The organism is Nostoc sp. (assembly GCF_036917935.1).
Classification (GTDB): domain Bacteria; phylum Cyanobacteriota; class Cyanobacteriia; order Cyanobacteriales; family Nostocaceae; genus Nostoc.
In genome coordinates this window covers 68,595-94,913 of sequence record NZ_JBALEL010000012.1, presented here as the reverse complement: position 1 = coordinate 94,913, position 26,319 = coordinate 68,595, and the positions used below count along the sequence as shown (strand labels likewise).

12 protein-coding genes are annotated in these 26,319 nt (G+C 42.7%); 7 read left to right on the top strand and 5 right to left on the bottom strand.

What is annotated here, in order from left to right; translation table 11 throughout:
- Window positions 1-161: 161 nt before the first annotated feature.
- From V7K62_RS31480 to V7K62_RS05825, 4 genes are all read right to left on the bottom strand, one after another.
- Window positions 162-332 (bottom strand): type II toxin-antitoxin system PemK/MazF family toxin, encoded by a 171-nt coding sequence (locus tag V7K62_RS31480; RefSeq protein WP_442937227.1) that lies wholly within the window; start codon window positions 330-332, stop codon window positions 162-164.
- Window positions 333-430: 98 nt separating this feature from the next.
- Window positions 431-679, bottom strand: coding sequence for a type II toxin-antitoxin system PemK/MazF family toxin (locus tag V7K62_RS05835; RefSeq protein WP_334862599.1), 249 nt, complete (start codon window positions 677-679; stop codon window positions 431-433).
- A complete protein-coding gene (locus V7K62_RS05830) occupies window positions 660-863 on the bottom strand; it encodes a hypothetical protein (protein ID WP_334862597.1) in 204 nt (67 codons plus the stop codon). Before V7K62_RS05830 ends, V7K62_RS05835 begins: the two co-directional genes overlap by 20 nt.
- Window positions 829-954 carry a hypothetical protein gene (locus tag V7K62_RS05825; protein WP_334862595.1) on the bottom strand — a complete coding sequence of 42 codons (126 nt, stop codon included), beginning with the start codon at window positions 952-954 and terminating at the stop codon, window positions 829-831. Before V7K62_RS05825 ends, V7K62_RS05830 begins: the two co-directional genes overlap by 35 nt.
- Window positions 955-1,461: 507 nt before the next feature.
- On the opposite strand from V7K62_RS05825, the gene V7K62_RS05820 reads away from it, so the two are divergent.
- From V7K62_RS05820 to V7K62_RS05810, 3 genes are all read left to right on the top strand, one after another.
- The gene (locus V7K62_RS05820; protein ID WP_334862593.1) at window positions 1,462-2,340 is read left to right on the top strand and encodes an N-acetylmuramoyl-L-alanine amidase; all 879 of its coding nucleotides are present in this window, start codon (window positions 1,462-1,464) and stop codon (window positions 2,338-2,340) included.
- A gap of 218 nt (window positions 2,341-2,558) precedes the next feature.
- Window positions 2,559-3,818, top strand: a complete 1,260-nt coding sequence (locus tag V7K62_RS05815) for an FAD-dependent hydroxylase (protein ID WP_334862591.1) — start codon at window positions 2,559-2,561, stop codon at window positions 3,816-3,818.
- Window positions 3,819-4,322: 504 nt separating this feature from the next.
- Window positions 4,323-6,197, top strand: coding sequence for an iron uptake porin (locus tag V7K62_RS05810; protein WP_334862589.1), 1,875 nt, complete (start codon window positions 4,323-4,325; stop codon window positions 6,195-6,197).
- Between the two features lie 94 nt (window positions 6,198-6,291).
- Here V7K62_RS05810 and V7K62_RS05805 read toward each other — a convergent pair whose 3' ends face one another.
- Window positions 6,292-7,812 carry a site-2 protease family protein gene (locus V7K62_RS05805; protein WP_334862656.1) on the bottom strand — a complete coding sequence of 507 codons (1,521 nt, stop codon included), beginning with the start codon at window positions 7,810-7,812 and terminating at the stop codon, window positions 6,292-6,294.
- 192 nt (window positions 7,813-8,004) lie between these two features.
- Between V7K62_RS05805 and V7K62_RS05800 the strand changes: the two genes are divergently transcribed.
- The 4 genes from V7K62_RS05800 to V7K62_RS05785 all read left to right on the top strand — a co-directional run bounded on the left by V7K62_RS05800 (window position 8,005) and on the right by V7K62_RS05785 (window position 26,308).
- Window positions 8,005-8,736 (top strand): MBL fold metallo-hydrolase, encoded by a 732-nt coding sequence (locus V7K62_RS05800; RefSeq protein ID WP_334862587.1) that lies wholly within the window; start codon window positions 8,005-8,007, stop codon window positions 8,734-8,736.
- Window positions 8,737-8,874: 138 nt separating this feature from the next.
- Window positions 8,875-15,210 (top strand): ATP-binding sensor histidine kinase, encoded by a 6,336-nt coding sequence (locus tag V7K62_RS05795; protein ID WP_334862584.1) that lies wholly within the window; start codon window positions 8,875-8,877, stop codon window positions 15,208-15,210.
- A gap of 78 nt (window positions 15,211-15,288) precedes the next feature.
- Window positions 15,289-20,679 (top strand): trifunctional serine/threonine-protein kinase/ATP-binding protein/sensor histidine kinase, encoded by a 5,391-nt coding sequence (locus V7K62_RS05790; protein ID WP_334862582.1) that lies wholly within the window; start codon window positions 15,289-15,291, stop codon window positions 20,677-20,679.
- 73 nt (window positions 20,680-20,752) lie between these two features.
- Window positions 20,753-26,308 carry a trifunctional serine/threonine-protein kinase/ATP-binding protein/sensor histidine kinase gene (locus V7K62_RS05785; RefSeq protein WP_334862580.1) on the top strand — a complete coding sequence of 1,852 codons (5,556 nt, stop codon included), beginning with the start codon at window positions 20,753-20,755 and terminating at the stop codon, window positions 26,306-26,308.
- The last annotated feature ends 11 nt before the right edge of the window (window positions 26,309-26,319 follow it).

Here is a 26,319-nt window from a genome sequence, read left to right as displayed (position 1 = left end):
TAGGCGTAGCCCGTCCTAGACATCGCAATTATAAAGCGATCGTCGGGTGTGTTAGCAAGAAAGTAAAGGAGAATCGTGGGTTGGGTTGAGGAACGTAGCAAGATCCCGCAGAGGAACCCAACATTTCTAGTAGTTTTTGACGCTAATCTAAGCGTATTGATTTATAATTCCAAAGCCGCTATTAGACAAAAATTCACCTGATTAATTGTCTCAGAGGAAAGAGAACCCAGCTTTCTGAGAATCATAGATTTATTTAATGTAAAAATTGACTCACAGCGAACTACAGACTCAACTCTAAGAGGTTGTTTGAAAAGTCCTCTTGTCGGTATCAAAACATTTTAGATCCCCCTAAATCCCCCTTAAAAAGGGGGACTTTGATTCCAGTTCCCCCCTTAAAAAGGGGGGTTAGGGGGGATCAAAGTGCCTAAAATCACAGCCAAATACTTTTCAAACATCCTCTAATACCTGCACTGGCAATTTCATCGCCCGTTATTAAGTATTGCGTCACAGTTAAAGGGCGATTAGTGTTGGAAGTACAAGGCACAACCATCAAATCATCAAGAATTTGATTCAAGTGATTTGCCGAAATGACAACAGCAGGGCGAACTTTAAATTGTGCCAATCCGGTTGAAGGCATGGGGACTCGACACAACACAACATCACCGCGCTGTAAGTTCATCACCAAATACTTCGTCGTAAATATCATTTTCAGGGCTTACCCAATCTTGATAAGCCTGAGATTCAACAGCAGGATTAACAGAGTTTTCGCCATTCTTCAAAGAAAGAGCTAAATCAAGCAATGCTGATAACTGCTCATCATTGAGTTGTTCAATCAGACTTAGAAGTTCTTGACGAATATTCATGGAATTGCCGACTGCTAACTATATTCAATGTATGCCATAAAGCGATCGCCTGTAGCGTTGGTGGTGCCGCAGCTACGCCCGTCGTAGACATTGCAATTATAAAGCGATCGTAGTAGTAGGGTGTGTTAGCGCGAAAGCGTAATGCACCTTTTATAGTCGTGAATGAGTCTTTTAGCTCCGTCGATGAACCTTAGAGCTTCGTGAATGAACCTCAGAGCTTCGTCGATGAACCTCAGAGCTTCGTCGATGAACCTTAGAGCTTCGTCGATGAACCTTAGAGCTTTGTGAATGAGTCTTTGAACTCCGTTAACAAGTCTTTTAGCTCCGTTAGTGAATGTTATTGCGAGGTTAGCGATCGCCTAAAACAATAATATCTTTCTAAGCTGCTAGTACTTGGTGTAGATAAAACATCCTTATTGAATGCTTAGTAACAGCACTATTGCAGGGATTATAAAGGTATATTTGACTAGAATTAAGGTATTATAGCGATTATTATTTGGATACCATCTACGGTAGGGGTTTACAGAAGTGCGCCTCTACAACTAACACGCCAGTTTAGTTATAAATTAATATCTACCGTTTTACGGGTATTAGAAAAATGAAGTTTACAGACTGGGCAACTAGGGTGCTACTAATCTGGCTGATGTTCGCCACTCTAATTGCAGTGCTGCTAATTGGACGAGCGACAAAGTTACATAATAATCCGCCAATATCCCGTATATCCAATCCACAGGTTACAGCTTTCAGTCAATATCCCCAGGCGCAATTTCAATCAGCGAAATACCCAGAGAATAAATCTCAAAATGTTATCAAGTCCCCAGTCAAGATTAACAAGCCTGTCGCAAGGTATATGACCACTCAAGCTTTTGCACGCTACAGACCTAATTATCAAGTTGCTTCAGTTGACCCAAGTAACTATGGAGAACGGTACGCTCAAGATGTTAACGGCCTTCCTCTCAACAATCAACCAATTATCGTCCTCCATGAAACTGGTTATTCTGCTTCCAGCGCCATTAATTTCTTTCAAGTAGCCCATAACGATGAAAGTGTGCAAGCAAGTTACCACGCTTTAATCAAGTTAGACGGAACGGTGGTTTATCTAGTACCGCCAGAAAAGCGGGCTTTTGGTGCAGCTAACTCAGTTTTTGATGGTTCCGAGGGAGTGGAAACTGTGCAGACTAATCCGACTTTGCCGGCGTCTGTGAATAATTTTGCTTATCACGTTTCTTTAGAAACACCGCCAGATAGTTATGACAGTAGTAGTCAACAAACCCATAGCGGCTACACGGAAGCTCAATATCATTCCCTTGCTTGGTTAGTTGCTCAAAGTCAAGTCCCAGACCATCGCATCACTACGCACCATCTAGTAGACCGTTCTGGTAAAAAAGTTGACCCGATAAATTTTGATGGAAATAAATTTCTCAGCTTACTTAATACTTATCGTCAGGTTAGACCAATCTATCGAGTCAGTAAATAATTCAGATGAATAAGAGATCCCCCAACCCCCTTAAAAAGGGGGCTTTTTATATCCTCCCCTTAAAAAGGGGGCTTTTTATATCCTCCCCTTTTTAAGGGGGGTTAGGGGGGATCAGGTTTTTGTGTGCGTAAGTCCTATTTAATTTTGAATTGTTAACTTGCTCAAGAAGGCGCGATCGCGTCAAAATAAGAGTTAAGACGCTGTAACCTAACTTAACAATGACCCCAACGCAGCTTGAGCAAACTCTTTCCCCTCAACCAACACCGCCAAATGAACGGGGATATGAATATGATTTGGTAATTGTCGGCGGTGGGATTATTGGGTTAACTCTAGCCTCTGCTTTAAAAGATTCTGGCTTGAGTGTCTTGCTAATTGAGGCGAAAGTAGCATCAGCATCGGTAGCCAAGGGACAAGCTTATGCAGTTCATCAGCTTTCGTCGCTAATTTATCAAGGCATTGGCGTTTGGGACAAAATGCTGCCTCAAATCGCCAAGTATTGCCGAGTTCGTCTTTCGGATGCCGATTATCCGAATGTGGTGGAATTTACCACAGATGATATAAATGCAGCAGAGTTGGGTTATGTGGCGGAACACCAAGCGCTGTTGCAGCCGTTGCAGGAGTTTGTCCAAGATTGCCCTAATGTGACTTATCTGTGTCCGGCGGAAGTGGTAAATACGCACTACCAGCAGGATATAGTCACGATAGAGATAAAAATTGCCGATCAGCTAAAAACAGTTCGCAGCAAATTAGTTGTAGCAGCAGATGGATCGCGATCGCCAATTCGACAAGCTGCTGGAATCAAAACCTCTGGCTGGAAATATTGGCAATCTTGCATTGTCGCCTTTGTCAAACCAGAAAAACCCCACAATAACACCGCTTACGAAAGATTTTGGTCTAGTGGACCCTTTGCGATTTTACCTTTACCGGGGAACCGTTGCCGCATTGTCTGGACAGCGCCCCATGAAGAAGCAAAAGCTTTGTGTGCTTTAAATGACGAGCAATTTTTGGTAGAACTAAGCCGCCGCTATGGCGATCAGATGGGGAAATTGGAATTACTGGGCGATCGCTTTGTTTTTCAGGTACAACTCATGCAAAGCGATCGCTACGTTCTCCCGCGACTAGCATTAATTGGTGATGCGGCGCACAATTGCCATCCCGTCGGCGGACAAGGTTTAAATTTGGGTATTCGGGATGCAGCAGCTTTGGCGCAAGTAATTCAAGCAGCGCACAAAGCGGGTAAAGATATTGGCCATATTCAGATTCTCAAAGGTTATGAACGCTGGCGCAAGCTAGAGAATCTGACGATTTTAGGTTTCACCGATTTGTTAGATCGGATGTTTTCTAATAATTTCTTCCCTGTGGTGGTTATTCGTCGCTTGGGTTTATGGTTTTTGCAGCGAGTACCTGTATTAAAAATATTTATGCTGAAGTTGATGATTGGCTTGAAGGGGCGAACTCCAGAATTAGCAAAACGTTAAACCCCTTTGAGGAATTCAAATTTGATTTCGCTTAAATCACCAGACTCAGAACCCCGACTTCTTAGAGAAGTCGGGGTTCTGCTTATTCACCAATGATTTAGGATTGCTATATAAGTAAGTAGGCGAGAATAAATCAAAGTAGATTAACTAATGTAAAAAATATTGAGATTAGTTTGTAGTGTTCACGCCGCTCTACTTATCCTAAGTGTTTATCTTATATCCGATACCATAAAAGCACACTATTCTAATTATTCTTTTGCCAATAGTAATTATTAGAATTCTCAATAGTACTAATTGTTAATTGTTTGCAGAAATAGTATTTACTATAATTTAATACTTGCGATATCAACTGATGCTTTGATAAGTAAAATCAGGAATAAATTTTCTGATATGCAAATTTTAAAGTTAACAAGACTATCTTGTTAACTTTAAATTTACTTATCAATTGCATTGAAATATCAAAATCAAGTTTGTCACCATTTCATATATAGATTGGGAGTTATCATGGCAAAATATCTACTAGCTTCTGCTGGCGGAGTGGGCTTTTTATGCTTAATTGCTGGCTTCTCACCAGTACAAGCCCTGCCTAATTTAGAGATTGAAAATAAAAATGTAGCAATTTATCAAGATGTTGATAGCCATGAAAAAGTTGATTTTCATAAAGGCAATTTAGCCAATGCTATTTCTGATGAATTACCGATAGCCAATGAAAGCCAAAAAGATTTAGGCGTGGATTCTGCTAATAATTCTTTACAGGCAATCACACCCCAATCTACAAATTCATCTCAACCATCAGACAAACTTGCACAAGTAACATCCGTATCCCAATTGTCTGATGTACAGCCAACAGATTGGGCTTTTCAAGCATTACAATCTTTAGTTGAGCGCTATGGTTGTATCGCAGGTTATCCCAATGAAACCTATCGCGGCAATCGAGCGATGACTCGCTATGAATTTGCGGCTGGCTTAAATGCTTGTTTATCTCGAATCAATGAACTAATTACTACAGCAACTGCTGATTTGGTCAAAAAAGAAGATTTAGCCACGTTGCAGAAACTGCAAGAACAATTTGCTGCGGAATTGGTAACATTACGGGGTCGAGTAGATGCTGTAGAAGAGCGCACAGCAAAACTAGAAGTAAATCAGTTTTCTACTACTACCAAACTCAATGGTGAGGCAATTATTGCTGGGATTGGTGCTACCGGTGGCGCTCCTAATAAGAGCGACCCGAACATCATGCTAGTAAATAGAGTGCGGTTAAATCTTACCACTAGCTTTACTGGTAAAGATTTATTAATTACTGGATTGCAAGCTTATAACTTTTTAGGTGGAGCCAATGGACAGGGTAGCCTGCAAGAAAGTTTAGGATTAGCTGCGCCGCTTTTAAGTGCAAGTAGCGCACGTACCAGTTTTGAGCCGCAATTTCCGGGGTTAAATGTCAATACTTTGTCGAGTGTTGGTGCAAACAGTGTTCAGCTTTACAAATTACTGTATATCTTTCCCGTCGCTGAGAAATTAACCTTGTTTGCGGGAACTGCGGCGGAAACATCAGATGCTTTCCCAGCAATTACACCTTTTTATGGTGAAGGACAAGAGTCAATTTCTCGTTTTGGCGGCTTGAATCCTGTGCTACGGGTTTCTGGTGGAACTTCGGGTACTGGTTTAGCATCGGCGGCGGGATTTATTTTTAACATTTCGCCAAATTTGGATTTAAGAGCTTTATACGGCAGTGTAAATGCCAATTTACCCCAAAAATCTGCGAGTGAGGCATTACCAGGAGTTTCTACTACACCTTTGGGTGCAGGTTTGTTTAGTGGTAGTAGTGTTGTAGCCGCACAGTTAACCTTGAAGCCAAATCGCGATCTTGATATTGGTCTCAATTATGCCCACAGCTATCACGAAATCAATATTTTGGGTACGGGATTAGTTAGTGATGATATCGGTGCTTTAGGAGGGGTTGCGGCGGGTACACCGGTGGCGCTCAACTCTGTTGGGAGTACGGTAACATGGCGATTGTCTCCCAAGATAGCCTTGTCTGGTTATGGTGCAGCCTTGTTTGTTGATGCTTCTTCTAGTAGCGTCAATGCTTCCACCACCTTTACAAGTTGGATGGTGGGAGTTCACTTCCGAGATTTACTCAAGTCAGGGAATAATGGGGGGATTATTTTTGGTCAGCCGCTTTATCGTACTGATGCTAGTGGTGCGGCTCAACTTGGTGACAATCGGGCTACTCCTTACCATTTAGAAGGGTATTATCGCGTTAAAGTCAGCGACAATATCAGCATCACCCCTGGTGCATTTATTCTGTTTAACCCAGAAGGTAACAGCAGAAACGAAACAACAACTGTAGGTGTACTTCGTACTACTTTTACGTTTTAACAAAAAGGGGGAGTGGGCAGTAGAAAGTAGGGGTTATTTTGATGAGGATCAAAGTAGTACAAGCTTACCTTTCCTGCCTGTGTTCTAATACTTTTTAAATTTGCAAAAAGTTAGCGATCGCTTGCGGTAATGGCAGAACAATTACAATCAACAAAGCCATTGCCAGTAACCCCCAAATGTCACGTCCGTTATCCAATTCAGTGACATCATTCAGTGCAGGTTCATCAACCAATGGCATAAATAATAAGATAATCGCCCACACCAAAAATTCTTCTCGTACTAAAGCCAGTAATAGCAACAACACGCGAGCAATTTGACCAATTATCATCGCAGTTCGTTGTCCAAACATCGCATGGACAATGTGACCTCCATCTAGTTGTCCTACAGGCATTAAATTTAACGCTGTGACAATTAGTCCCAGAAAACCTGCTACTGCAACTGGATGCAGATCAAGGGCTGATTTTGCTGTTAACTGACTTCCCAAAGCTAACTTTGAGAGTACCGCTAGTAAAATTGAATATTTAGGATTCAGGGCATCAGGATTTAAAAGTCGGGTTTTTTCAGACAGGGAAACCACGTCAGAATGAGCCAAGCCCCATATTAGTAATGGCAAGGTGACAACAAAACCTGCAATTGGCCCAGCGATACTAATATCAAATAAAGCTTTGCGGTTGGGAATGGGACTACGCATCTGAATAAATGCACCAAAAGTTCCCAAGAAGAAAGGCACAGGAATAAAGTAAGGCAACGTCGAGCGAATCTTGTAGAATTTAGCTGTCAAATAATGCCCAAGTTCGTGAATGCCCAAAATAGTCATCAGTCCTAAAGCATAAGGCAATCCTTTAAATAGGACATCTCGGTTAGATAGAAGCTTGAACAAAGATCCAATATCCCAGATAGGCGGCAGAGTAACACCAGCATTTTCCACTCCCACCAAGGTAGTAGTGATCAAAGTAGCAGCTAGCAACAGCAGCGCTAATCCTGGTCGAGTTAATCGTTCCTGGTTGCGTCGTGGTGTATTTGTCTGTTTAGCAGCTTGAGTGTTGGGAACCAGGACAAAGAAAGGTTTGCCATTGAAACCTTCTTGAAAGATCAGCAAGAAGCGATCGCCAAATTGTGCTTCAATATTAGTCTTAATCTGCTGGTAAGCGTTGCTGGCTTTAGTTCGCAACTGACCACGGCAAATCACAGATTGTGGTCGATACTCAATATTTTGAACGTAGTATACAGACCAAGGAAAACAATTTCGCAGTTGGGTTTCTTCCGTTGGTTCAATGGGACGCACTATTGGTTCTGGGGTAGGCTGGATAGTCGGTGGTGATTCTGAAGCTTGGGTTTGGGCTGCGGTCTGTGTATCTCTTGGTACTTGACGCCCCCATTGAAACAATATCCAGTACAACACTGTGCAGACAAATATCGACCAGACGATCGGCGCTGGCGGCGGAGGTTGTTTCGCCCCGGACAACAGCGTCCATCCACTCAATAGAAATGCTGGTGTCATTAAAACCAGCCACAACAACCATACCGGTGTTCGGGTGATGTGAGCGACGCTGTGCTGCACCATTAGATAAGTAGCTAGCCCCAGCAGGAGGATAAACAGAAACCAAAATGCCATGTTATCTTCAGTAATTTTGACAAAACGCCCCACCAGTAGCTTCAGCACCATAGCATTAACTACAAGGCAGACCTCAAATCCCAATTTTTTTACAACGGTTAACAGTGCTGCTTAACGCTCAAGTTTCAATTCTTGAGAATTTACCCACTGTAATCAAATTGTCCACAACTCCTCAGTTTCGGTTCTTTGATCATGTGCCCTTTACCTCAACAACCAAGTCATACAACTAAGCCGCCACGGGCTGTCTTCCCTGACGAAGTTCTTAGCAAAGGTTCTCTGCAATCGGACTTCGCACAAGAGAGCATTTTTGCCTTTCCACCCAATCGGGACACATTAGGGGGAACCTCTTATTTTATTGTAAGAAATGAAGGCAATATCCTCATAGATTGCCCTGCTCTAGAGCAAACAAATCAAGATTTTTTAAGATCGTATGGAGGCGTGCGTTGGTTATTTATTACCCATCGCGGCGCTATTGGCAAGACTGCTGAATTTCAGCAAACTTTTGACTGCGAGGTGCTGATTCAAGAGCAAGAAGCTTATTTATTACCAGGCTTAACCGTAACTACCTTTAGACAAGAATTTACTCTTGATGCCGCAACACAAGTGATTTGGACACCAGGTCATTCTCCCGGCTCATCTTGTCTATATTACAGTGAACTTGGAGGTATATTGTTTTCTGGTCGCCATTTACTCCCTAACCAGTATGGTCAAGCAGTACTATTACGGACAGCTAAAACCTTTCACTGGCCACGACAAATTAACAGTCTTGGCTTATTATTAGAACGTTTTACACCAGAAACTCTCCGGTATATTTGTCCTGGAGCTAATACAGGCTTTCTTAGAGGCAAGCGAGTCATAGATCAAGCTTATCAACACCTCGCCTCTCTGGATTTACCAGCTTTGCTGCCGATACAGCCCCTTTAGAGAGAGGGAGCAGGGGACGCAGGGGAGGAAGAACTATTTATTATTACCCATGCCCAAGGCAGTTTATCTAACGTTTGTTAACCAAGATATTGTCCTGGGAATTATAACGTTAGTATACAGAAATTCTCGTAAAAATTTATGAGCGCAAAAGTTGATGGAACTATAAGGATTGCTGGCTACCAAATTATCGAGCAACTATATTCAGGTTCTCGTACTCAAGTGTATCGGGCAGTTCGAGAATGCGATACCTTCGGTGGGCTTCGCCAACGCCTACCAGTTGTCATCAAGCTCTTAAAACGAGAATACCCAACTTTTAGCGAATTAGTACAGTTTCGCAACCAATATGCGATCGCTAAAAACCTAGATATTCCTGGCATTATCAAGCCCTACAGCTTAGAAGCCGATCGCAACGGCTATGCCCTAGTCATGGAAGACTTTGGTGGCATTTCTTTGCGGGAATTTACCGCCGGACGACCATTGACTTTAGAGCAATTCCTTGCTATTGCTCTACAACTGCTAGACACGCTACACCTGTTGCATCAACAGCGTGTCATTCACAAAGACATTAAGCCAGCCAACATCCTGATTCACCCTGACACCAAACAAATCAAGCTGATTGACTTCAGTATTGCCTCACTTTTACCACGAGAAACCCAAGAAATCCAAAGTCCTAACAGACTGGAGGGAACGCTAGCGTATCTGTCACCGGAGCAAACCGGACGGATGAACCGGGGCGTTGACTACCGCAGTGACTTCTATTCATTAGGTGTGACTTTCTTTGAACTACTGAGCGGACAACTGCCCTTTGAGTCCCATGAGCCGATGGAGTTGGTGCATTGCCACATTGCGAAACTTCCACCCTTCGTCTGCGATTTAAACCCCGATTTGCCCTTGATGCTGGGCGAGATTGTCCGCAAATTAATGGCGAAGAATGCCGAAGACCGCTATCAGAGTGCGCTAGGACTTAAACATGACCTAGTTACCTGCTTAGAACAGTGGCGAGAAACAGGTAAGCATACCTGGTTTGAATTGGGACAGCGCGATATCAGCGATCGCTTTCTCATACCCGAAAAACTCTACGGACGGGAATCGGAAGTGCAGACCTTACTGGAGGCATTTGGTCATGTTGCCAATGGTGACTCTGAACTGATGCTAGTGGCAGGTTTCTCTGGCATTGGCAAAACCGCAGTCGTGAATGAAGTGCATAAGCCGATCGTCCGCTGGAATGGCTACTTCATCAAGGGTAAGTACGACCAATTCAACCGCAACATTCCTTTGTCTGCTTTTGTGCAAGCCTTTCGTGACCTGATGGGACAGTTGCTTAGTGAAAGCGATACTCAACTGGAGCAATGGCAGAGCAAGATTTTAGCGGCAGTTGGAGAGAACGGGCAACTCCTAATCGAGGTGATTCCTGAACTGGAGCAGATGATCGGCAAACAGCCAGCCATCGCTGAACTATCGGGCAGTGGGGCACAGAATCGTTTCCATCTGCTGTTCCAAAATTTCATTCAAGTCTTCACCACAATAGAGCATCCGTTGGTGATGTTTCTCGATGATTTGCAGTGGGCAGATTTGGCATCGCTCAATTTGCTGAAGCTGTTGATGGGGAGCAATCGCGGTTATCTATTCATTATTGGCGCATACCGCGATAACGAAGTGTTTGCGGCTCATTCACTGATGTTAACCCTAGATGAAATCAAAAAAGCATCCTCTTGCGTCAACACTCTGACTCTAGTTCCCTTAAGTCAAGCAGATGTGAACCATTTGATCGCCGACTCCCTCAGTTGTGGAACGGGACTGGCATTGCCGTTAACAGAGTTGGTTTATCAAAAAGCCAAAGGCAATCCCTTTTTCACGACTCAATTTTTGAAAGCGCTGTATGAGGATGGGCTGATTACCTTTGATTGGGAGACAGGTTTTTGGCAGTGTGATGTAGCGCAAGTGCGATCGCTTGCTCTCACCGATGATGTGGTGGAATTTATGGCACAACAGCTTCAGAAATTGCCATCCAACACTCAAGATATTTTGAAACTGGCAGCCTGTATTGGCAATCAGTTTGATTTGGCGACGCTGGCGATCGTTTATGAAAAGTCACAGATAGAAACCGCTTCGGACTTGTGGAAAGCATTGCAAGAAGGATTTATCATTCCCACCAATGAGGTTTACAAATTTTATCAAACTGAAGCATCAGCCGCCACAGTTCAAACATCAACACAAAAAGTTGACACCTGTGTTTACAAGTTTTTGCACGATCGCGTCCAGCAAGCCGCTTATTTCCTCATCCCAGAAGAACAAAAACAGATCGCTCACCTAAAAATTGGGCAACTATTACTGACTCATACGCCCGTTGCCAAACAAGACGAAAAACTGTTTGAAATTGTTAACCAACTTAATATCGGCAAATCCCTGATTGTCGATCTATCTGAGCAAATAGAACTCGCTCAACTCAATCTGAAAGCTGGACAAAAAGCCAGAGCCGCAACTGCCTATACAGCTGCATTTGAGTATTGCACTACAGGCATCGCCTTGTTAGCTGAGGATATGTGGCAAACGCAGTATGAGTTAACCTTAGCCCTCTACGAAGCTGCCACTGAAGCCGCTTACTTGAGCGGCAACTTTCAGCAGATGACACAATTAGCGGCAGTCATTACAGAACACTCTAGAAACCTGTTGGATACGGTCAAGGTCTATGAAGTTCAAATTCAAGCTGCTCAAGCCCAACATCAATTTATAGAGGCAGTGCAGATTGCCCTCAAGAGTGTAGAGCGTCTAGGAACGAGTTTTCCGGAGCAACCCAGTCAATTAGATATTGCACGGGCATTCGAGGCGACTAAATCGATCCTGGCTGGAAGGCAACCGCTGGACTTAATCACTCTGCCCCAGATCGCAAACTCTAACAAATTAGCGGTTATACGGATTCTTGCCGCTGTCTCTTCTGCTGCCTTTGTTGTCACTCCAGCGCTCTTACCATTTATTGTCCTTGAGCAGGTAAATTTATCCGTTCAATATGGCAATACCTCATTTTCTGCAATTGGCTATGCCTACTATGGACTGATACTTTGTGGGATGGTAGGAGAGATTAACTTTGGCTATGAGTGTGCCCAACTAGCACTTTTGTTGCTGGAACATTTCAATGCCAAAGAACTGAAGTCCAGAGTCTATGTCGGAATTTACTGTTGCGTGTGGCATTGGAAAGAGCCACTCAAGAACTCCTTACCGTTTCTCCGGGAAGGCTACGAAGTTGGATTGGAAACGGGAGATTTAGAATCAGCTGCTATTTGCGGATTCATTCATATCTCATACTGTTGGTTTATGGGCAAAGAACTAAGCGATCTCAGCCGAGAGAGCACTGCCTTCCGAGAGCAGCTCGCGCATATCAACCAAGAAGGTCTTTCCAGTCATTTGACCGTTTTTCAGCAAACAATTTTGAATATGATCGGCAATTCTGCTAAACCTTGGCAGCTTAGTGGAGATGCCTTTAATCGAGAGGAAATTGTCCCAGCCCTCCAGCGATCGGGCGATCAGACTGCGCTGTACTATTTCTATGCCAGCCAACTTGGTCTGTGTTATATGTTTGGCAAGTTTGAGTTGGCGGTGTCAGATGCGATCGCCGCCGAAAACTATATAGGTGGCGCTACAGGCTTATTCATCGTTCCGCTCTGCTACACCTATGATTCTCTAGCCCATCTGGCAATCTATTCTCAGGTTTGTGAGGCACAACAGCAAAACATTCTTCAACGGGTGGCTAAAAACCAGGAAAAGATGAAAAAGTGGGCTGACCATGCTCCAGAAAATTACCTGCACAAATTTTATTTAGTTGAAGCCGAGCGATACGGAGTTTTAGGGCCGAAATCAGAGGCATTAGAATTCTACGATCGCGCGATCGCCCAAGCAAAAGAACAAGGCTACATCCAAGAAGAAGCGCTTGCCAATGAACTGGCCGCTAAATTTTACCTCGACTGGGGCAAAAAACGGATTGCCCAGTCATACATGACCGAAGCCTACTATGGCTATGCTCGTTGGGGCGCTAAAGCCAAAGTCGCCGACTTGGAACGACGCTATCCCCAACTCCTCGCCCCCATCTTAGAGCAAACCCGTTCTCCCCTCTCAACTCACGAAACTATCTTCACATTGGAGAGTGTCACCTCCACCACTTCCAGCAGTAGTAGTGTCTCTATTGCTCTAGATTTAGCTACCATTCTCAAAGCTTATCAAACCCTTTCTGGGGAAATCGAACTCGAAAAACTGCTCTCGGTGTTGCTGCATATCGTCATTGAAAATGCCGGAGCCGATAAGTGTGTGTTCATGTTTTTGGAGTCAGGTGATTTGCTGATTCAGGCGTTAGCACAGCTTTCCCTGAACGTTGTACAGAACCAGGCTACTAAAGTCGATTTTTACCCGATGTTGCTCAACCCACAGTCTGTTGAAGACTCTGTTGATGTACCAGTTGGCTTAATTAATACCGTAAAACGCTGTTTACAACCTGCGGTAATTACTGATGCGAGGGTACATCCGCAATTAATCAATGATCCTTATATTCAGCAACAGCACCCCAAGAGCATTTTATGCAGCCCGATTTTGCATCAGGGTAAGTTGCTTGGCATATTGTATTTAGAAAACAATTTGGCAACCGGAGTCTTTACAAGCGATCGCGTCGAGCTGCTGAATTTACTTTGCACTCAAGCTGCAATTTCTCTAGAAAATGCCCGACTTTATCGAAATTCCCAGAACTATGCTCAACAGTTGGAACAATCTCTAGCAAAATTGCAGGCTAGTGAAATCCGCTTCCAAAATTTGGCGAATAATATTCCTGGGATGGTGTATCAATTCCGTCTGGCGGCTGACGGTTCAACTTCAACACCCTACGTTAGCTCTGGCTGTTTCGACTTATATGGGTTAGCGGCAGAGTCTGTGATGGCAGGGACGCATAGCCTTTACGACATGAATCATCCTGACGATCAACCAGCTATTGCCCAAGCGATCGCTTACTCTGCCCAAACTCTGACACAGTTTGACCTAGAATGTCGGATTATTCTGCCTTCAGGAACCGTGAAATGGATTCAATCTCTTGCTCGGCCAGAGCGACAAGCCGATGGCGCCATCTTATGGGATGGGGTGATGATTGATATTAGCGATGTCTACGAGGAGCTTCACCTACGCAAACAGGCCGAGGCATCTCTAGCTAAAGAACGAGAGTTTTTGAATGCCATTATTCAAACTATTACAGATGGGATTGTTGTCTGCGATCCTAATGGCAAGTTGACTTTATTCAATAAAGCAACTTGTGAGCTTCATGGCTTACCAGTAGAATCATTACCACCAGAACAATGGACAGAACATTTCGATCTCTATCAACTTGATGGGCAAACACCCCTATCAACCACGGAAATCCCCCTGTTTCGCGCCTTGCAAGGGGAAATAGTCGAAAATGCCGAAATGGTAATTGCGCCAAAGCATGGTTCTAAGAGAATTTTGTTAGCCAGCGGACAAGCGATTATCGATTCTTCGGGTAACAAACTCGGTGCGGTAGTTGTGATGCGAGATATTAGCGATGTCTACGAGGAGCTTCGCTTACGCAAACAAGCAGAACTTGCATTGCAACAAAAATCACAAGATTTGCAACAAGCATTGAATGATTTGCAACACGCCCAATTGCAAATTGTCCAAAGCGAAAAAATGTCAGCATTGGGGAACTTAGTTGCTGGTGTAGCTCATGAAATGAATAATCCCCTTGGTTTTATTTCTGCCAGTCTAAAACTTGCTAAACCTACCATCGCTGATATTGTTGAACATCTTGGACTATATCAAGAAAGTTTACCCAACAAAAATGATAAAATCCTTGACCACGCCGAAGAAATCGACTTGGATTATAGCTTAAAAGACTTGCCCAAGATAATTGATTCCATGACTATAGCGTGCGACAGGCTAAAAAACATCAGCACCAGTTTACGTACTTTCTCTCGTGCCGATCAAGACTACAAAGTGCCTTTCAATATCCACCAAGGTATTGACAGCACCATTCTTATTCTCAAACATCGTCTGAAGGCGAATCAACATCGTCCCGCCATTGAAGTTGTCACCAACTACGGTAATTTACCTGAAATTGAATGCTTCCCTGGTCAATTAAATCAGGTATTTATGAATCTGATCGCAAACGCTATTGATGCATTAGATGAATCTAATCATGGACGCCGTTTTGAAGAAATTCAAGACAATCCTAACTGCATTACAATTACAACCTCAGTCGAAAATAATCTAGTTAAAATTGCCATTGCTGATAATGGTAAGGGGATGAATGAACAAGTCAAATCAAAAATATTTGGCCATTTATTTACGACAAAAGCTGTTGGTAAAGGCACAGGATTAGGACTGGCGATCGCCCGTCAAATTATTGTAGAAAAACATGGCGGAAAATTGAGTTTCAACTCTGTTCTGGGTGAAGGTACAGAATTTATTATTGAAATTCCTGTGTAAATAAAATTTTGGTGTTTTTTATAAACAACTTCAGATATCTGGGAATACTAAATCTTGAAGTCTTCAAGATTTAGCAATATGGTTAGCACTCTTGTCAGTATTCCCGGATATCGCATCAGTGAAGAACTCTACAATGGTTCTAGAACTCTGGTTTTTCGAGGGGATCGAGAAACCGATTCGTCACCTGTAGTGATTAAACTGCTGAAAAATCCTTATCCCAGTTTCAGCGAACTGGTGCAGTTTCGCAATCAGTATACCATTGCCAAAAATCTTAACTCACCTCTGTTCATCCAAACCTACAGCCTGGAACCTTACCAAAATGGCTATGCGTTAGTGATGGAAGATTTTGGCGGGATTTCTCTCAAAGATTATTTCACCTCTGTAGAGACGCGATATATTGCGTCTCTACAGGAGTTTTTAGAAATAGCGATCGCACTGTGCAATGCCTTAGATATACTCTATCGGGAGGGGATTATTCATAAAGACATTAAACCCAGCAATATTTTAATTAATCCCGAAACCAAACAAGTTAAATTAATTGACTTTAGCATTGCATCTTTACTACCACGGGAAACCCAAACGCTAGTCAATCCCAATGTATTAGAAGGAACACTTAGTTATATATCCCCAGAACAAACAGGAAGAATGAATCGCGGGATTGACTACCGGGCTGACTTCTATTCTTTGGGTGTCACTTTTTACGAATTACTTACAGGTGAGTTACCATTTCCGTCAAATGATGCGATGGAATTGGTACATTGTCATATTGCTAAACTAGCGCCTTTAGTATCTGAAATTAACCCACAAATCCCATCTGTACTCTCAGAAATTGTCAGCAAATTGATGGCGAAAAATGCTGAATCCAGATATCAAAGTGCGTTAGGACTTAAATTTGATTTAGAAAATTGCTTACATCAACTACAAGTTGATGGTAAGATTGATGGTTTTCAAATTGCGCGACGGGATGTGTGCGATCGCTTCCTCATCCCTGACAAACTTTATGGAAGAGAAACCGAAGTAGAAACGTTACTCCAAGCATTTGAAAGAGTCAGCTTTGGCGCAACAGAAATGATGCTGGTAGCGGGGTTTTCCGGGATTGGGAAAACGGCAGTTGTCAACGAAGTTCATAAACCCATTGTGCGGCAACGCGGTTATTTTATCAAAGGGAAATATGACCAATTTAATCGCAATATTCCCTTAAGTGCTTTTGTGCAAGTATTCCGTGATTTAATGGGGCAGTTGCTCAGTGAAAGCGATACCGAATTACACATCTGGAAAACTCAGATTCTTCAGGCTCTAGGGGACAATGGGCAGGTAATCATTGAGGTGATTCCCGAATTAGAACGCATTATTGGTAAGCAAGCACCCGCGACAGAATTATCAGGAACAGCAGCACAAAATAGATTTAATTTACTGTTCCAAAAGTTCATTCAAGTCCTCACAACTCAAGAACATCCCTTAGTGATGTTTTTGGATGATTTACAGTGGGCTGATTCTGCCTCACTCAATTTGATGCAACTTTTGATGAATGAGTCGGAAAGTCGCTATTTATTGATGATTGGGGCTTACCGAGATAATGAAGTATCACCGGCGCATCCCTTAATGTTAACCTTAGATGCTGTAGCCAAAGCCAACGCCACCATCAATACCATTACCTTACGTCCCCTCAGTCAGGGTAGCTTAAACAAGCTAGTCGCTGACACGCTCAACTGCCATATTTTGAACGCTCAAGCCTTGACAGAACTGATTGCCGTCAAAACAAAAGGCAATCCCTTTTTTGCCACCCAGTTTCTCAAAGCATTGTATCAAGATGGATTGATTCAATTTGATCTCAACCTGGGACATTGGCAGTGCGATCTGGCAGAGATTCGCACTGTGGCCATGTCCGATGATGTCGTGGAATTTATGGCATCACAGTTACAAAAACTGCCCTCTTATACCCAAGATATTCTCAAATTAGCCGCTTGTATTGGGGCACAGTTTGATTTGAATACGTTGGCGATCGTCTCCGAACAATCTAAATCTGATGCCGCCGTCGCCCTCTGGAAAGCCTTGCAGGAAGGATTAATCCTCCCTCAAAGTGAAATTTATAAGTTCTATGTGGGCGAATTGGATACAACCCAAAACCCAACAGATGAATCGCTCAATTATAAGTTCCTCCACGATCGCGTCCAACAGGCTGCCTATTCTCTCATTGCTGAGGATCGAAGACAAATAACCCACTACCATATCGGACAGCTACTACTGCAACAAATTTCGCCCGAAGCCAGAGAAGAACGCATTTTTGAACTGGTCAATCAATTAAATCACGGAACTTCTCTAATTACTCAACTCACCGAATGCAACGAACTTGCCCAACTCAATCTCATCGCCACCCGCAAAGCCCGAAGTGCAACGGCTTATCAAGCGGGTCGCGAATATGCCAGCATTGGGTTATCTCTGCTGGGCGAAAAAGCTTGGCAGCAGCAATACGAACTGACACTAGAATTTCATGAATTAGCGACTGAGTTGGCTTTTCTATGCGGCGATTTTGAACGGATGGAACAGTTCGTTAATATTGTCATCGAACAGGCTCATACCTTACTAGAAAAGGTCAATGTTTACCGTATTAGGATTCAAGCTAATGCCTCCCAAAGTCAACTCGATGAAGTGCTGGCGATCGGCATGGATCTCTTACAACAATTAGGGATACCGATGACCGAATCACCCACAATGGCAGATGTTCAGCAATCCATCCAAGAAATTAGCAAACTCATTGGAGACCAGAAAGTTGAAGATTTTGCCAATCTCCCCATTATGACAGATGCGAACAAAATAGCTATTACCCAAATTGCTAGTAGCATCATGGGAGCAGCTTACACCTGTGGCTCTCTTTTGTATCCATTATTAACGACCTTGCTCGTCAAATTATCTCTGCAATACGGTAATACATTTGTTTCTGCGACTAACTATGCTTGCTACAGTTTGGTTCTCTCGAATATCCAAAAAGATATAGATTTAGCGGCACAGTTTGGTCAGTTGGCATTGAATCTCGCTTTAAAATTCGATGATAAAGCCACTAAACCTGAAATATTTTTGCTGCTAGGCGGTTTTATTCTCCACCGCAAATCTCACATCAAAAAAACATTACCCCTCTTGGAGGAGGGATACACGCTTGGGCTAGAAATTGGCAACCTGGAATATGCCGGATATTGTGGTCAAAGTTTCTGTCGGAATTCTTTTTATTGCGGTCTACCCCTTTCTGACTTAGAGCAAAATACACGCACTTACTACCATGCTTTAGTTGCACTAAAGCAATTGGGATCGGCTAATTACTGTCTGATCTATTGGCAAATAATTTTGAATTTATTGGGTTTTGCGGAGTATCCCACTATTTTGTCTGGATCTGCTCTACAAGAAACAGAATTTATTCCCCTGTTGCTGTCTGCCAATGATTGGCATGGACTATATATATTTTACGTATATAAATTGACCCTGTGCTTTTTATTTGGGGAAGTTGAGGAAGCAAACAATCATGCACTTGAGTGCAGAAACTATTTCATGGGAGGTGCAAGTACAGTTGGTGAACCTGCATTTTATTTGTATGATTCTTTAGTTACCATAGCACAATTGACTCAACGCTCAGGCGAAGTATCAACTACATTAGAGCGCGTGACCCAAAACCAAACTCTTTTACAGCAATGGGCGCACCACGCACCAATGAATCATCAACATAAATACGATTTGGTGGAAGCCGAAAAATATCGGGTTTTAGGAAAGCATTATGAGGCTGGGGATTGGTACGATCGCGCCATTTCTGGAGCCAAAGCCAATGAATATATCCAGGAAGAAGCCTTAGCAAACGAACTAGCAGCCAAATTCTATCTCAATTGGGGCAAGGAAAAAGTTGCCGCAGGTTATATGCAAGAAGCCTATTACTGCTATGCCCACTGGGGAGCCAAAGCCAAAACTGATGATTTAGAAAACCGCTATCCAGAGTTGCTCCGCCCGATTTTGCAGCAGTCCGATCCCTCGGTGACAATGTTAGGCACATTAGCGACGATCGCATCTCCCGCCTATTCCCTTCACTCCAGCACTAGCAAAAGTTCTAGCAGTTCCAGCATCAATACAACCCTCGATTTTGCTGCCATTCTCAAAGCCTCGCAAGCACTTTCGCGGGTGATTCAATTAGAGGATCTGCTCCACCAACTGACCCAAATTATTCTGCAAAATTCCGGCGGTGATCGCTGTGCGTTAATCTTACCTTCGGAGAATCAAGTCTGGGAAGTGCGGGCGATCGCCACACCCACTGCAACCGAACTCTACTCCGAACCCCTGGAAAACAATCCCAATGTCCCCGTCAAACTGATTCAATATGTCAAAAACACTCAACAAGTCGTGGTGATTGACGATTTAAAAACCGATTTACCCGTAATTGAGGATTATTTGAGACTACACCAGCCTAAAAGTGTCCTGTGTTTACCCATTCTCAATCAAGGACATTTGGTTGGTATTTTGTATCTCAAGAATCGCTTAACCAGTGGTGTATTTACCAGCGATCGCATCATTATTCTCGACTTCCTCTGCACTCAAGTGGCGATTTCTCTAGAAAATGCCCGGCTTTACAATCAAGCCCAGCAGACCCTCACCGACTTGCAAAATGCTCAATTACAAATAGTTCAAAGTGAAAAAATGTCGGCGCTAGGTAACTTAGTCGCCGGAGTTGCCCACGAAATCAACAATCCCGTCGGCTGTATTATTGGCAACGTTAGTGCTGTCCAAGATTACATCAATGACCTATTTGGGCTGATTGACCTCTATCAAGAGGAACTCCCGCAACCCAGCCCCACCATTGCAGAGGAATTAGAGACAATCGACCTGGAATATTTACGGGATGATTTACCCAAATTAATTAGAGCCATGAAAGATGGTGGCGATCGCATCAAGTCTATCAGTAAGAGTCTCCGTACTTTCTCCCGTGCCGATAGCGACCAAAAACAAACCTTCAATCTCCACGAAGGGATTGATAGCACCATCTTGATTTTACGCCATCGTCTCAAGGCTTCGGAGACTCGTCCGGCTATTGAAGTTGTCACCAACTACGGTAATATCCCGGCGATTAATTGCTTTTCAGGTCAATTAAATCAGGTATTTATGAATATTTTGGCGAATGCTATTGATGCATTAGATGAATCAAATAATGGTCGCAGTTTTGCAGAAATTAAAGCCAATCCTAACTGGATTACAATTACAACTTCAGTCGAAAATGATCTAGTTAAAATTGCTATTCTGGATAATGGTAAAGGAATGAACGAAGAAGTGAAACACAAGATTTTTGACCATTTATTTACGACGAAAGCTGTCGGGAAAGGGACGGGATTAGGGCTGGCGATCGCTCGTAAAATCGTCGAAGAAACTCATAGTGGCAAATTGAGTTTCAACTCTGTTATCGGTGAGGGAACAGAATTTTTAATCGAAATTCCTTTGTAGATTTATGCTCTTTTGGTAAACAGCTTCAGATATCTGGGAATACTAAATCTAGAAGTCTTCAGGATTTAGCAATATGGTAAGCACTCTAGCCAATATTCCCGGATATGGCATCAATGAAGAACTCTACAATGGTTCTAGAACTCTGGTTTTTCGAGGGGATCGAGAAACCGATTCATTAAGAGTAGTGATTAAACTGCTGAAAAATTCTTATCCCAGTTTCAGCGAACTCTTGTCGTTTCGCAATCAGTATACCATTGCCAAAAATCTTAACTCTCCTCTGTTCATCGCCACCTACAGCCTAGAACCCTACCAAAATGGCTATGCGTTAGTGATGGAAGATTTTGGCGGGATTTCTCTAAAAGATTATTTCACCCATGTAGAGACATTGTGTGCAACGTCTCTACAGGAGTTTTTAGAGATAGCGATCGCACTATGCAATGCCTTAGATATACTCTATCGGGAGCGAATTATTCATAAAGACATTAAACCCAGCAATATTTTAATTAATCCCGAAACCAAACAAGTTAAATTAATTGACTTCAGTATTGCATCTTTACTACCACGAGAAACCCAAACGCTAGTCAATCCCAATGTATTAGAAGGAACACTCGCTTATATTTCTCCAGAACAAACAGGAAGAATGAATCGGGGAATTGACTACCGGACTGACTTCTATTCTTTGGGTGTCACTTTTTACGAATTACTTACAGGTGAGTTACCATTTTCGTCAAATGATGCGATGGAATTGGTACATTGTCATATTGCTAAACTAGCGCCTTTAGTATCTGAAATTAACCCACAAATCCCATCTGTACTCTCAGAAATTATCAGCAAATTGATGGCGAAAAATGCTGAATCCAGATATCAAAGTGCGTTAGGACTGAAATTTGATTTAGAAAATTGCTTACATCAACTACAAGTTGATGGTAAGATTGAGAGCTTTCAAATTGCGCGACGGGATGTGTGCGATCGCTTCCTTATCCCTGACAAACTCTATGGACGAGAAACCGAAGTATCAACCCTCCTCCAAGCATTTGAAAGAGTCGCTAACCCCCCTGAATCCCACGCCAGTTGCTACAACGGGGAAGACCCTCGCAACGCACTAGCTCCCCTTAATAAGAGGGGACATAGGGGGGTAGAAATGATGTTGGTGGCTGGTTTCTCTGGGATTGGTAAAACAGCAGTTGTCAACGAAGTTCATAAACCTATTGTGCGACAACGCGGTTATTTCATTAAAGGGAAATATGATCAATTTCAACGAAATATTCCCTTCAGCGCCTTTGTGCAAGTCTTCCGAGATTTAATCGGGCAATTGTTAACAGAAGGTGATGCCCAAATCCAGCAATGGAGAAATAAAATATTTGATGCTGTAGGTGAAAATGGGCAGGTAATTATTGAAGTCATCCCGGAATTAGAAATAATTATTGGAAAGCAATCACCAGCACCAGAATTATCAGGAACTGCGGCACAAAATAGATTTAATTTATTATTCCAACAATTTACCCAAGTCTTTACAAGTGCTGAACATCCATTAGTGATGTTTTTAGATGATTTGCAATGGGCAGATTCCGCCTCACTGAAGTTAATACAGTTATTAATGGCTGAGACAGGTCATCTTTTCTTAATTGGTGCATATCGTGATAACGAAGTCAACCCAGTACATCCATTAATGTTGACTTTGGGTGAAATTGCCAAAACACAAGCAACGATTAAGACAATTACTTTAGAGCCCCTAAGTCAAAAGCAAGTGAATCAATTAGTTGCCGACACACTTAAATGTTCAGAAAGTTTGGCATTATCTCTTTCTAAATTAGTCTATCAAAAAACTCAAGGTAATCCCTTTTTTACTACGCAATTTCTCAAAGCATTGCATCAAGATAAGCTGATTCAATTCACCCCCCCTTACCAAGGAACGGCTACGGGAGGGTGGGAATGTGATATTACACAAGTGAGTCAGCAAGCGCTCACAGATGATGTAGTTGAATTTATGGCATTGCAATTGCAAAAGCTCCCATCCTCTACACAGAATGTTCTCAAATTAGCCGCTTGTATTGGGAATCAGTTTGATTTAGAAACTTTAGCAATTGTTTCCGAAAAATTAGAGCTAGAAACAGCTACTAATTTATGGAGAGCCTTGCAAGAAGGATTGATTTTACCGATTAGTGATGTTTATAAGTTTTATCAGGGAGAGGATCGGCAAGAATCGATATTGGCGGGTGAGAATAGCCATAAAAAAATAGCTAAATATCGGTTTTTACATGACAGAGTTCAACAAGCTGCCTATTCCCTGATTCCTGATCAGCAAAAAACAGCAACACATCTGAAGATTGGACGGTTACTTTTGCAAAATTTCTCTGAGATAGAGCTTGAGGAAAAAGTATTTGATATTGTTGGGCATTTGAATTTAGGACAAAAGTTAATTACTCAACCAAAAGAACAGGAAGAATTAGCTCAACTGAACCTGAAAGCTGGAGTGAAGGCGAGAAATGCTACAGCTTATGGGGCAGCAAGGGTTTATTTACAAACAGGGATTGAGCTATTACAGCCAGACTCCTGGCAACATCAGTACGAATTAGCTTTGAACCTCCATGTGGCAGCAACAGAAGCCAGTTATTTGAATGGTGACTTTGAGCAGATGCAACAGCAAGTTGATTTGGTATTGCAGGAGGCACAGACGATTTTAGATAAAGTGAAAATATACGAAATTCAAATTGCCGCACAAACGGCTCGTAGCCAAATATTAGCAGCGATCGCAGTGGGCACAGAGGTACTGAGTCAATTAGGGGTAGATTTACCAGATGCAACCGATGCAGCCCAAATCGGCAAAGCCCTCCAAGAACTGAACCAGCAACTCGAAGGTAGAGAAATTGCTGGGCTAATTGATCTACCTGTGATGAGCGATCCCACAGCGATCGCTGCTATGTCACTGTTAGGAATGTTGTTTGCCCCAGTGTTTCTGGCAACGCCGAGTTTAATGCCTTTTTTCAGCGCCACGATGGTGAGGTTATCGCTCCAGTTTGGTAATGCCCCCGCCTCGACGGCAGGATATGTAATTCATGGCATGGTGCTGTGTGCCTTTTTGGGGGAAGTCGAAACGGGCTATGAGTTTGGTCGGTTATCGCTCTTGTTGGTGGAAAGGTTGAATGTTCAGAGTATGAAGTGCTTCACTCATGCCCTGTTTGGGGCTTTCATCCAACATTACCAGGAAGCTTTAAGGGCAGTACTTCCGATACAGAAAGAGGGCTACACGGCTGGGATGGAAACCGGCGATTTCCTCTACGCTGGCTACGGCATCCAAGCGTACTCCCATACAGGGCTATTTGCAGGAGTAGACTTGGACACATTATCAGCCGAATTGGCTGCTTACAGTGCTGCTTTGGCGCAGGCGAAACAAGATTCGTCGCGGATTTATTTGGAAATAACACAGCAAACGGTGCAAAATTTGCGTGAATCGGTGAGCCAACCCCATCTCTTAATTGGCCAATTCTACGATGAAACAGTTATGCTGCCAAAGCACCAGCAGGATAACGATCTCACAGGTATCGCTTTTGCCTACACCTACAAACTACAGCTTGCCTACACTTATGGCAATTATCCGGCCGCCCTCAACTACATCACCCAACTCAAGTCATATTTGATGGCAGCATCGGGAACGGTTCAGATTCCTGTTTTCCATTTTTATGCTGCCCTTACCCACCTAGCACTATTGCCCAGCCAGCCCGAACCAGAACAAGGAGAACTGCTAACCCAAGCCGTTACCCATCAAACTATTCTGCACCAGTGGGCGAAAGATGCCCCGATGAACAACTTGCATAAATGGTATTTAGTGGAGGCTGAGAAGCATCGAGTTTTGGGGGAAAAAGCCGCCGCTATTGATTGTTATGACCAAGCTATAACTCTGGCTAAGGACAATCAATTTATCAACGAAGAGGCGTTAGCCCACGAACTCGCAGCTAAATTCTATCTTGATTGGGGTAAAAAGCAATTTGCTCAAATTTACCTGACAAATGCTTACTACGCCTACGCTCGTTGGGGAGCAAAAGCTAAAGTTGCAGACTTAGAACAACGCTATCCTGAATTATTAGCTACCATACTCCAGCAGCCACAAATCAGCCTAAACCTAGACAATACCATCGTCACTTTGGCTGACAAAACTGTTTTTTCTAGTGGTACAAGTATTTCAAATAACCTAGATTTAGCAACTATTTTTAAAGCTTCTCAAGCCCTCGCCAGTGAAATTCAACTGGAGCAACTGTTATCAACTTTGATGCAAGTAGTCATCGAAAATGCTGGCGCAGATAAATGTGCTTTGATGTTATGTAAAGACAATAATTTAACCGTAGAAGCAATTGCTGTATCCCAAGCAAGTAACACAACAATTCACACCACTTTACAGCCATCCATACCCGTAGAATTAAGTCCAGATATTCCTATAAGTGTAATTAACTATGTCTATCGTACCAGTGAAACTCTACTGATTGATGATCCAATAGTTAAAAATTCCCTAGTATCTGACCCTTATTTTCAACAGCAGCAACCCCAAAGTTTTTTGTGTACACCCATCATCAGCCAAGGAAAATTGATTGGTATTTTGTACCTAGAAAATAACCTGACAGCAGGAGCATTTACAAGCGATCGCTTACAAGTTCTGAATCTCCTCACTACTCAAGCCGCTATTTCTCTAGAAAATGCCCAACTTTATCGCCAATCAGAGGAATATTCCCATACTCTAGAGCAAAAAGTCAAAGAACGCACCCAGGAACTAAACCATTATTGCACTCAATTAGAATCAACACTAGAAAAACTTTATTCCACTCAAGCGCAACTCATTCAATCTGAAAAAATGTCTGGATTGGGACAGTTAGTTGCTGGTATTGCTCATGAAATTAATAATCCCATTAATTTTATTTATGGCAACTTAGAACCAGCGAGTGCATACGTTGCGTCCTTAATTGAATTAAATAATTTATATCAGCGATTCTATCCCGAACCATTGCCAGAGATTACAGAAAAAATCGCCGAGATGGAATTAGATTTTCTGGTGGGTGATCTATCAAAACTGCTGTCATCAATGAAAGTGGGAGCAGATCGCATCTGTCAAATTGTGCTGTCACTGCGGAATTTTGCCCGCTTGGATGAAGCCGAAGTTAAACCAGTAGATATTCATTCTGGGATTGATAGCACTCTTTTGATTTTGCAGCATCGATTGAAAAATAATAGCAAACATCCAGAGATTAGAGTAATTCTTGAATATGGTCAATTACCTTTAGTTAATTGTTATGCTTCTGCTTTGAATCAGGTGTTTATGAATATTCTCAATAATGCCATTGATGCCTTGGAAGAATTAAGTTTCACTCGTCAACCTACTATTGTGATTCGGACTGAATTCCTGAAACCCCAAAAAGTACTGATTCGCATTGCAGACAATGGTGTGGGCATAAGTGAATCAGTAAAAAATAAGATATTTAATCCATTTTTTACTACGAAGTCGATAGGTAGTGGTACAGGTTTGGGATTATCAACTAGCTATTCGATTGTGGTAGAAAAACATGGAGGCCAGTTAAGCTGCATTTCTACACCAGGAGAGGGGACAGAATTTATCATTGAAATTCCGGCAGCGATCGCATGATAAACAAGAAA